This is a genomic window from Modestobacter sp. SYSU DS0657, assembly GCF_054050925.1.
The window spans coordinates 1-9,824 of sequence record NZ_JBJHAG010000050.1 but is presented as its reverse complement, the minus strand read 5'-3'; the positions used below and the strand labels follow the sequence as shown (position 1 = coordinate 9,824).

9 protein-coding genes and 1 tRNA gene are annotated in these 9,824 nt (G+C 74.5%); 4 read left to right on the top strand and 6 right to left on the bottom strand.

What is annotated here, in order from left to right:
• Nucleotides 1–79: 79 nt before the first annotated feature.
• Nucleotides 80–1,141, bottom strand: a complete 1,062-nt coding sequence (locus tag ACI79A_RS19435; protein ID WP_457085402.1) for an EAL domain-containing protein — start codon at nucleotides 1,139–1,141, stop codon at nucleotides 80–82.
• Between the two features lie 154 nt (nucleotides 1,142–1,295).
• Here ACI79A_RS19435 and ACI79A_RS19430 point away from each other — a divergent pair, with 154 nt between their 5' ends.
• Nucleotides 1,296–1,919 (top strand): TetR/AcrR family transcriptional regulator, encoded by a 624-nt coding sequence (locus tag ACI79A_RS19430; RefSeq protein WP_457085401.1) that lies wholly within the window; start codon nucleotides 1,296–1,298, stop codon nucleotides 1,917–1,919.
• A 55-nt stretch (nucleotides 1,920–1,974) separates the two neighbouring features.
• Here the strand turns inward: ACI79A_RS19430 and ACI79A_RS19425 are convergent, their stop codons facing one another.
• The 4 genes from ACI79A_RS19425 to ACI79A_RS19410 form a co-directional block, all read right to left on the bottom strand.
• Nucleotides 1,975–4,227, bottom strand: coding sequence for a heavy metal translocating P-type ATPase (locus tag ACI79A_RS19425; protein ID WP_457085400.1), 2,253 nt, complete (start codon nucleotides 4,225–4,227; stop codon nucleotides 1,975–1,977).
• A complete protein-coding gene (locus ACI79A_RS19420; protein ID WP_457085399.1) occupies nucleotides 4,224–4,433 on the bottom strand; it encodes a heavy-metal-associated domain-containing protein in 210 nt (69 codons plus the stop codon). The genes ACI79A_RS19425 and ACI79A_RS19420 overlap by 4 nt, the downstream gene beginning before the upstream one ends.
• Before the next feature lie 25 nt (nucleotides 4,434–4,458).
• Nucleotides 4,459–5,208 carry a metal-sensing transcriptional repressor gene (locus ACI79A_RS19415; protein ID WP_457085398.1) on the bottom strand — a complete coding sequence of 250 codons (750 nt, stop codon included), beginning with the start codon at nucleotides 5,206–5,208 and terminating at the stop codon, nucleotides 4,459–4,461.
• A gap of 196 nt (nucleotides 5,209–5,404) precedes the next feature.
• Nucleotides 5,405–5,707, bottom strand: coding sequence for a DUF3618 domain-containing protein (locus ACI79A_RS19410; RefSeq protein WP_457085397.1), 303 nt, complete (start codon nucleotides 5,705–5,707; stop codon nucleotides 5,405–5,407).
• Nucleotides 5,708–5,771: 64 nt separating this feature from the next.
• Here ACI79A_RS19410 and ACI79A_RS19405 point away from each other — a divergent pair.
• From ACI79A_RS19405 to ACI79A_RS19395, 3 genes are all read left to right on the top strand, one after another.
• Nucleotides 5,772–5,852: transfer RNA gene (locus ACI79A_RS19405), tRNA-Leu, on the top strand.
• 344 nt (nucleotides 5,853–6,196) lie between these two features.
• Nucleotides 6,197–6,859 (top strand): hypothetical protein, encoded by a 663-nt coding sequence (locus ACI79A_RS19400; RefSeq protein WP_457085396.1) that lies wholly within the window; start codon nucleotides 6,197–6,199, stop codon nucleotides 6,857–6,859.
• Between the two features lie 205 nt (nucleotides 6,860–7,064).
• Nucleotides 7,065–8,663, top strand: a complete 1,599-nt coding sequence (locus ACI79A_RS19395; protein ID WP_457085395.1) for an ABC transporter substrate-binding protein — start codon at nucleotides 7,065–7,067, stop codon at nucleotides 8,661–8,663.
• Nucleotides 8,664–8,721: 58 nt separating this feature from the next.
• Here the strand turns inward: ACI79A_RS19395 and ACI79A_RS19390 are convergent, their stop codons facing one another.
• Nucleotides 8,722–9,714: a DUF6910 family protein gene (locus tag ACI79A_RS19390; protein WP_457085394.1), complete on the bottom strand. Its 993-nt coding sequence runs from the start codon at nucleotides 9,712–9,714 to the stop codon at nucleotides 8,722–8,724.
• Nucleotides 9,715–9,824: the final 110 nt, after the last annotated feature.

The following is a 9,824-nucleotide window of genomic DNA, read 5'->3' as shown; positions in this document are numbered from 1 at the left end:
GCTCCTGGCTCACCTCCGGAGGTGAGCCAGGAGCACGCACGATCAGCTGACCCGATCCCAGGGGCGCCGCAGTGACCCGTCAGGCGAGGACGAGCTCGGGTTCGCTCTCCGGCTCCGGGCGCACCGGGCGCCCGAAGAGCCAGCCCTGGCCGAGGTCGGCGCCGACGGCGCGGGCCTGGTCGGCCATCCGCTCGTGCTCGACGCCCTCGGCGACGACGACGCCGCCCTGCAGGTGGGCGAGCTCGCACAACGCGCGGGCGATGGCGTTCGCCCCGGGCTCCCCCAGCCGGCAGACCAGCGCCTTGCTCAGCTTGACCACGTCCGGGCGGACGACGGAGACCAGCTCCAGGCTCGACCAGCCCACCCCGACGTCGTCGAGGGCGACCCGCCAGCCCAGCGAGCGGTGGTGGTCGAGCACGGAGAGCAGGTGCTCCCGGTCGGTGACGGCGTGCGGGGCGACCACCTCGAAGACCATCTGCCGGGGGTCGATGCCGGCCTCGTGCACGGCCCGCTCGGTACCGGCCAGGCAGACCGAGGGCCGGTGGATCGCGGCCGGGTTCGAGTTCACGTAGAGGTCGGCGCCGCCCAGCCAGTGCGCGGCGCCGGCGATCGCGGCCTCCCGGGCCAGGCGGTCCAGCCGGGACAGCCAGCCGGCCCGCTCGGCGAGGAAGAACAGGTCACCGCCGCCGACCTCGCGACCGTCGACCCGGCCACGCAGCAGCGCTTCGTGCCCGACCATCCCCCCGGAGGCCAGCGACATGATCGGCTGGTACACCGGCCAGAGCTCGGCGTCGGTGAGCAGGGACATCTCCACGGTGATCCCGCGGCGGGCCAACTCGACGGCGAGCGTCGGCGCGGTGAGCAGCCGGGTGGCCAGCGACACCCCGTCGGCCGGCGGGTCGGTGGTGACCCGGACCGACTCGGTCTCCGCGGCGGTGAGCTCGCGGGCCAGTCGCGCCAGCAACCGGTCGATCCGCCGGCCACCCTGGTGGTCGACGACGTCGAGCAGGCCGGGGGCGGTGCCGACGGTCAGCCCCATGGCGTTGGCGACCCGCGCGATGCTGGGCAGCACGTGGTCCAGCGTGCCGGCCAGCAACAGTCGACGGGCCCGCTGCGGCGTTGCCCACGACGGTCGCACCACGTCACCTCCCCCGTTCACGGCAGCAGGATGACCGACCCGGTGCGTGACACCGGGTAGGCGCGCGCAGACGCCGGGTGGGCAACCGAGCACTGAGGCTCAGTTCACAGGAGGGCGAAGATCACGAGGAAGATCATCAGGGCTAGGGTCTGCAGGTGTGCCTGACCTGACACCGGCCGACGGCGACCGGCCCGGCCGCGGCGGCCGCCCCCGGGACCCTTCCCGCGACGGTGCGATCCGCGCCGCGATCCTGCAGGTGCTGGCCGAGTCCGGCTACGCCGGCCTGACCATGGACGCGGTGGCGTCGTCCGCCGGCGTCGGCAAGGCGACGATCTACCGCCGCTGGCGGACGAAGTCCGCCCTGGTGGCCGACGCGGTCGCCGAGCTGAGCCAGGCGCCGATGGACGCTCCGGACACCGGCAGCCTCGAGGGTGACCTGCGGATCCTGCTGCACGGGCTGGTCAGCGCGGTGAACGGGCCGGTCGGTGCGGCGACGCTGTCGCTGCTGTCGGCGCTGCCGCACGAGCCGGAGCTGCGGGAGGCCTTCTACACCGGACCGATGGGCCTGTGGCGGGAGGTCTTCACCACGGCGTGGGCCCGGGCAGAGGCCCGGGGTGAAGTTCCCGCCGACACCCTGGGGTCGGCGCTGGCCTCCACCGCGAGCGCCCCGATCCTGCAGCGCTGGCTGTTCAGCGGTGAGCCCGTCCCCACCGAGTTCGCCGACGAGGTGCTGGCCGAGGTCGTCCTCCCACTCGTCACCTGCCACACCCGCGCCGCCTGACACCGCCCCCGAGGGCCCGGCCGGCATCCCCGGCCGGGCCCTCGCCGCGTGCCCCTCAGCTCGCCGGCGCGGTCGAGCGGAACCGGCGCAGCCGCAGGCTGTTGGTGACCACCAGCACCGACGACGCCGCCATCGCCAGCCCGGCCAGCAACGGGTTCAGGAACCCGAGCGCGGCCAGCGGCACCAGGGCCACGTTGTAGGCGAACGCCCAGAACAGGTTCCCCTTGATCACCGCGAGGGTGCGGCGGGAGAGCCGGATGGCGTCGACCGCGGCGGTGAGGTCGGCGCGCACCAGGGTGAGGTCGCTGGCCTCGATCGCCACGTCGGTGCCCGACCCCATCGCGAGGCCGAGGTCGGCCTGGGCCAGCGCCGGGGCGTCGTTGACGCCGTCGCCGACCATGGCGACCACCCGGCCGCGGGCCTGGAGGTCCCGGACGACGTCGACCTTGCCGGCCGGCAGCACCCCGGCGACGACCTCCCCGCGCTCGGGGTCCAGCCCCACCGCGCGGGCGACTGCGGCGGCCGCACCCGCGTTGTCGCCGGTGACCATCACCGGGGCGAGCCCCAGCGCGCGCAGCTCGGCGATCGCCGCGGCGCTGCTCGGCTTCACGGTGTCGGCGACCACGACGACGCCCTGCACCTGCCCGTCCCAGGCCACCGGGACGGCGGTGCGGCCGGCAGCCGCTGCGGCGTCGACGACGTCCGCCAGTTCGGCCGGCAGGGGGGTGCCGGTGGCGCCGACGACCACCTCGTGGCCCTCGACGGTGCCGGTGACCCCCTGACCCGGCCGGTTCGCGAAGCCGGTGACCGGCGGGAGCGGAGCCTCGGCGGCGGCGACGACGGCGCGGGCGATCGGGTGCTCGGAGCCGGCCTCGACCGCAGCGGCGAGCCGGAGCGTGTCCGGGTGACCGGCCACCTGCACGACGCTCATCGCGGCGGTGGTCACCGTGCCGGTCTTGTCGAGCACGACCGTGTCCACGACCCGGGTGCTCTCCAGCACCTCCGGGCCCTTGATGAGCACCCCGAGCTGGGCGCCCCGGCCGGTGCCCACCAACAGGGCGGTGGGGGTGGCCAGGCCGAGGGCGCACGGGCAGGCGATCACCAGCACGGCGACGGCGGCGGTGAAGGCGGCCGTGGTGTCGCCGGTGACCAGCAGCCAGGTGGCCAGGGTGGTCAGCGCGACGACGAGCACGACGGGGACGAACACCGCCGAGACCCGGTCGGCCAGCCGCTGCACCGCGGCCTTGCCGCTCTGCGCCTGGGTGACCAGCCGGCCCAGCTGCGCCAGCGTCGTCTCGGCACCCACCCGGGTCGCCTCGACGACCAGCCGGCCACCGACGTTGACCGTCGCGCCGGTGACCCGGTCGCCCTCGGCGACCTCCACCGGCACGCTCTCCCCGGTCAGCATCGACAGGTCGACCGCGGAGCTGCCGCCGACGACCACGCCGTCGGTGGCGATCTTCTCCCCCGGCCGGACGACGAACTGGTCGCCGACGGCGAGCTGGGCGGCCGACACCCGGACCTCGCGGCCGTCGCGGAGCACCGCGGCGTCCTTGGCACCGAGCTCCAGCAGCGCGTGCAGCGCGGCACCGGAGCGCCGCTTCGCGCGGGCCTCGGCGTACCGGCCGGCCAGCAGGAAGACGGTGACCGCGGCCGCGACCTCGAGGTACAGCTCGTGGGTGCCGCTCCCCTGCTCGGGCAGCAGGGTGAACTCCATGCGCATGCCGGGCATGCCGGCGTCGCCGAGGAACAGCGCCCACAGCGACCAGAGGTACGCGGCGCTGATCCCGAGGGAGACCAGGGTGTCCATGGTGCTGGCGCCGTGCCGGGCGTTGACCACCGCGGCCCGGTGGAACGGCCAGGCGCCCCACACCGCGACCGGGCTGGCCAGGGTGAGGGCCAGCCACTGCCAGTTGTCGAACTGCAGCGCCGGGATCATCGACAGCAGCAGCACCGGCAGGGCGAGCGCGGCGCTGACCAGCAGCCGCTGGCGCAGCGCGTCCTCAGGAGTCGCCGCGGCGTCGGCGGCCGGCTCGGTCTCCTCGGCCACCGGCGGCGCCGGCAGTGCGGCGGAGTAGCCGGCGGCCGAGACGGTCTCCAGCAGCCGGTCGGTGTCGACCCGGGCCGGGTCGTACCGGACCGTGGCGGCCTCGGTGGCGTAGTTGACGCTGGCCTGCACGCCGTCGAGCTTGTTGAGCTTGCGCTCGATGCGGTTCGCGCAGCTCGCGCAGGTCATGCCGGTGATGTCGAGGCGGACCTCGTCCAGCGCGCTCTCGTCGGACGGGGCCGCCTGCGGCCCGGCGGTCACGCCGGCGTGGCGGAGTAGCTCCCCGCCTCGGCCACGGCCGCCTGGACCTGCTCGGGGGTGACGTCGTCGCCGACGACGTGCAGCCGGCCGTTGGCCAGGTCGACGTCGACCTCGCGGACGCCGGCGAGCTCGGAGACCTCCTCGGTGACCGAGGCGACGCAGTGCTGGCAGGTCATGCCGGTGACGGTGAAGTCGAGGGTCTGCACGGGGTTCTCCTTCGAGCTGATCGGTTCAGGAACGGACGAGCCGGGCGATGGCCGCGGAGGCCTCCGCGATCTTGGCGTCGGCGGCCGCGCCGTCGTCGTCGCCGCTGGCGGTGACGGCCTCCCGCACGCAGTGCGCCAGGTGGTCGTCGAGCAGGCCGATCGCGACCGCCTGCAGCGCCTTGGTCGCGGCGGAGACCTGGGTGAGGACGTCGATGCAGTACGTGTCGTCCTCGACCATCCGCGCGATGCCGCGGACCTGGCCCTCCACCCGCTTGAGGCGCGCGAGCACCTGGTCCTTGTTGCCGTCGTAGCCCGTCACGAGGTCGAACATACCCCCTGGGGGTACCTTGTCAACTCGCCAGCCGCGGGTGCCGGGCTCACCCTTGAACGGGCCGGCCACCTCGTCGGTGATCCAGCCGCCGCAGAAGTCCCCGGCCTGGGCGCGCACCGTTTCGCCGTCGACCGTGGCCGAGTCCAGCCGGCTCGGGTGGAAGGCGATCGCACCCAGCAACTGCCCGCGCCCGGTGGTCGGGGACTCGTAGGACCAGCCGACCGAGGGGTGCCCGACGCCGTCGACCACGACGTCCCAGCAGGTCGCCGCACCCTTGGACGCGCACCACGAGGAGCAGGCCGCGCGCTCCAGCACGCCGGCGGTGACGTCGTCGCGGGGCACGTAGTGGACCGGCGGGTGACTGGTCTCGCAGACCCGCACGGCCCGGTCGGTGCGGGCGATCACCCGCCCGCCGAGGACCACCTCGACGCGCCGGCCGGTCACCTCGGCCGAGGGCGGGCGGGGGTGGTCCCGGACGGACTCCTGACCGGGTCCGACGGGATCACGGGGCGGTGGGTACCCGTCGCCGAGTGTGCGCCTCACCGGCGGAGGCCGGCCCACCCGCGCCGAGTGACGAGCTGAGCACGCCTCCCCGGGAGAGGGGGCGTGCTCAGCTCGACAGCGAACGTCGCTCCGCGGGTCAGCGCACCCGGCGGTAGGTGACCACGGGCTCCCGGCGGTAGGTGACCACGGGCTCCACCCGGCGGTCGGTGTGCCGGATGCGGCGGACGACCTTCCGGGTCACGACGAAGGTGACGGTCAGGCCGACCACGCCGACGAGCGCCATCCCGGGCGGGCTCTGCAGGAACTCCTGCACCTTCGCCTTGGCCTCGTCGCCCAGGCGCTTCGGGTTGGTGCGGAAGGCCAGTTCGTCGAGGGTAGCGCCCAGCGACTCGCGGGCGGCGTCGATCTCCTGCTGGATCTGCTCGGGGCTGCGCGGCACGCCGACAGCCTGCCAGATGCGCGCGCCGGGGGCCCGGTCAGGCGCCTCCTAGACTCACCCGCACGCGGGAGTGGTGTAACGGCAGCCACGCCAGGTTTAGGTCCTGGTGCCTTCGGGCGTGGGGGTTCGACTCCCCCCTCCCGCACTCGCCGGCGCGAACGGCCACCACGAGACGACCACCTCCCAACGGCGGACGATGAGCTGGGCCGGGGTCACTCGGACGACCTACGCGGACCTCCAGGCGGGCGCCATGCCCGTGGGCGAGGTCATGGTCGAGGGCGGCGGAGTGGTGCGGGGCGCGGACCTGTCGAGCTGGACGACGCCGTGACCGCGCTTCGAGCGGCCAACACCTTCGACCTCGCGCAGGACTGGGCGGTGCTGAACAGCGAGTTCGTCGAGGACGGCCGGTGGGCACGTCTCCGCCACGCGCGCCGAGCCTGATCCGCGGACGAGGGGACCGCGAGGAGAGGGCTGGGTAGGGCCCGGGCCATGCGCGCAGACCGGACCGCCGACGACCCCGTCGAGACCGAGGGCCTGGCGAAACGCCTGGACCGCCCGATGGGCGTGCTCGGCCTGGTGTTCGTGCTGATCGTGCTGGGTCAGTCGCTGGCCCGGGAGCCGTGGCTGGTGACGACGCTGACCGTCGCGGGCTGGGTGTGCTGGGCGGTGTTCGTCGCGGAGTTCGCCTTCCGGGCCGTCCGCGCCCGCAGCCAGAAACGCTTCTGGCTGCGCAACTGGTGGCAGCTGCTCTTCCTCGCGCTGCCCTTCCTGCGCTTCGCCCGGGCCCTCACCCTGCTGCGCACCGCCCGGGTCGGCGGGGTGCTGTCCGCGGCCGTCCGCGGCTCCCGGTCGGCCGGCCGGCTGCTCACCGGCCGGATCGGCTGGCTGACCGCGGTCACCGGCGTCGTCGTGCTGGCCAGCAGCCAGCTGCTGTACGTGCTGGGCGCCTACGCCAGCTACGGCCCGGCGTTGCACGACGCCGCGCTGGCCACCGTGACCGGTCAGGTGCTGAACACCGACCACGGGGTCGCCCGCTTCCTCGAGGTGGCGTTGGCGGTGTACTCCGTCGCCGTGTTCGCCACCCTCGCCGGTGCACTGGGCGCCTACTTCCTGGAGCGACGCCACCCGGGCGACGACCAGCCGACCGGCTGAACGGCCCGGGCGCACCCGGTCGCGGCGCAGATGCCCCTTCCGCAGGGAGAAAACGATGTGCCCGGGCAACCCGTCGGATCTCGACGCTGTGCGCTGCGACGGTGATCTGGGTCACTGCGCGTGGTGGTCGCCGTCCGCGACGCCACTCACCGGCCACGTGGTCAGCGACGACCACACAGACGGGAGCACCCCCATGAGACGACGGATGACGACGGCCTTCGCACTGGCCACGGCGCTGGCCCTCTCCGGCTGCGGGGGCGGGAGCTCCGCGTCCGGCACGACCGACGCCGCGGCCGACGAACCGCAGAGCGGCGGCGCGCTGACCGTGCTGCAGGACGCCGGCTTCTCCGGGTCCTGGCCCACCGGCCTGGACCCGGCCACCAACGTGACCGGCGGCGCCAACCTCGACATGAACCAGGCGATCTACGGGGGCCTGTTCCTGCTGGAGGCCGACGACGACGGCTCCAACGCGCGGATCGAGCCCAACCAGGCCGAGAGCCTGGAGCTCTCCGACGACGGCATGACCATGACCGTCACGCTGCGCGAGGGCATCGAGTTCAGCGACGGCACCCCGCTGGACGCCGAGGCCGTGGTCTGGAACTGGCAGCGCGACCTGGCGTCCACGTGTGCCTGCAAGCCCACCTGGCCGCTGGCCGGCAACCCCGACGACATCACCGCCACCGATCCGCTGACCGTGGTCGTGAAGTTCGACGAGCCGTTCGGCGCGGTCGAGGCCAACTTCCCGGTCAGCAACGTGAACTGGATCGCCTCCCCGACCGCGGTGCAGGAGCAGGGCGAGGAGGACTTCGCGATCAACCCGGTCGGCGCCGGGCCGTTCACCGTCGTCTCCAACCAGCTCAACTCCAAGCTCGAGCTGGCGAAGAACCCGAACTACTTCAAGGAGGGCCTGCCCCACCTGGACGAGCTCACCTTCCAGACCATCGGCGGCGACCAGCCGGCCTACCAGGCGCTGCAGGCCGGCCAGGCGCAGGCCTACATCGGGCTGAGCACCACCCCGCTGCTGGACCAGGCCCAGCAGAACGGCCAGCTGCAGGTGACGGTCCAGCCGGCCACCTCCCCCTACGTCGTCCAGCTGAACACCCGCACGGCCCCGTTCGACGACGAGCGGGCCCGGCAGGCCATCTACGCCGCCACCGACTGGGACGCCATCGCCACGGGGCTCTTCGGGGGCAAGTACGAGGTCAGCCAGGCCTTCACCGCACCGGGCGGCAAGTTCCACGAGCCGGAGGTCGACGGCTACCAGGGCTACGACCCGGACCTGGCCGAGCAGCTGGTGCAGGAGGTCGGCGGCATCGACATCACCCTGGGCACCACCGGCGTCTACGTGGCCGAGCAGGTCATGACCGCGCTGCAGACCCAGTGGCAGGAGGCTGGCATCACGGTGAACACCGAGAGCCTGCCGCTGTCCGGGGTGATCGACCGGTTCACCTCCGGCAACTGGACCGCCATGCTGCAGACGGCCGGGGCCTGGGACCCGGCGGCCGGCGTGGGCGTCAGCCTCCGCTTCGACTCCGAGTCGCCGTTCAGCGGCGTGACGGACCCGCAGCTGGACGAGCTGCTGGCCGATGCGAGCAGCGCGACCGACGAGGACCAGCGGGATGGCCTGTACCAGCAGGCGGCCGAGCTGCTCGCGGAGAACCGCTACGCGCCCTTCGGACTGGCGTTCGCGCCGGCGAACGTCGCCGTCCAGGGCGTGCAGGGGCCCGGGCTCACCACCGAGATCCCCGCGCTCGCCGTGAACACCAACCCGATCTGGGACCGGGTCTGGACGACGCTCGGCTGATCGCCACCCGGCCCGGCCCGGTCCGACGGGCCGGGCCGGGCCGGCCGGTGGGTGCCGCTCAGTCCAGGTGCACACGCATCGTGAGCAGCAGCGAGGGCACCGTGGGGTCGTCGACGTCCACGACGCCCAGCAGGTCCACCGCGGCGTCGGTGACCCGGCGCAGCGCAAGCCCCTCCACCTTGACCACCTCGCCGTCGACCTCGGGCACCGCGGCGACGTCCTGGGCGGCGTGGTCCGCGACGAGCGCGAGGACGGCCCCCACCACCGGGCCGTCGTCGACGGCGTTCGGGGTGTCCTCCGCCGCGGCGCTGAGCAGGGTCCGGCCGTCGGGCAGCGCGACGGCGTCGGTGACGGCGAGGCCCACGCCGCGCGCCTGGCCCAGGTCGTAGGAGCGGGGGTGCGCGACCGGCACGCCCGCCGCGGGGGCCCGGCCGAGGACGGTGTCGACCAGCGCGGCCAGCGGCACGTCGACGCTGGCGGGGAACACCCCGGCGACCAGGTTCCCCCGGTTGAACCAGCGCACCGTGTCGCCGTGCCGGCTCGCACCTTCCAGGTTGAGCTGCCCATCGGGGAGCTCCAGCCGCTCGGCCACCCGCCCGTACAGCTCGGGCAGCTCCGCGGCCGCCACGACCGGCTGCCCGTCCACCAGGCGCACCAGGACGCCGCGCATCCGGCGCGGGGTCGAGCCCGACCCCAGCAGCAGCACCGCCGGCTCGCCGTCGACCACCGCGGGGCAGGCGACCTCGAGGTCGGGCTTGAGGTGCTTGGTGCCCGCCGCCTCGGTGAAGTGGTCCAGGCCCTCGACCGGCGGCAGCAGCCGCACCGGGGAGACCCGCTCACCCAGGACCCAGGCGGCGACCGTGGCGTCGTCCGGCGCGACCAGCCAGCCCTCCCCCAGCGGCGCGATCGCCGAGGCAGCGGTGACCGGCGCCCCGTCGTCGAAGTGCAGTGCCCGGACGTCGTCCACCGTGATCCGCATCCGCCCGCTCTGCCCCGGCGCGGCGCTTCCCACGCCCTGCCACTCAGCGGCGCCGGCGGTGGCACCGCCCATGACGTGCACGTCCGTGGGGGGGGGGGGGGGGGGGGGGGGGGGGGGGGGGGGGGGGGGGGGGGGGGGGGGGGGGGGGGGGGGGGGGGGGGGGGGGGGGGGGGGGGGGGGGG

Excerpts from the sequence above, each read along its gene's own strand:
- ACI79A_RS19400 (WP_457085396.1), top strand. The coding sequence starts at position 6,197 with ATGCGCGCAGACCGGACCGCCGACGACCCCGTCGAGACCGAGGGCCTG.
- ACI79A_RS19395 (WP_457085395.1), top strand. The coding sequence starts at position 7,065 with ATGACGACGGCCTTCGCACTGGCCACGGCGCTGGCCCTCTCCGGCTGC.
- ACI79A_RS19390 (WP_457085394.1), bottom strand. The coding sequence starts at position 9,714 with ATGGGCGGTGCCACCGCCGGCGCCGCTGAGTGGCAGGGCGTGGGAAGC.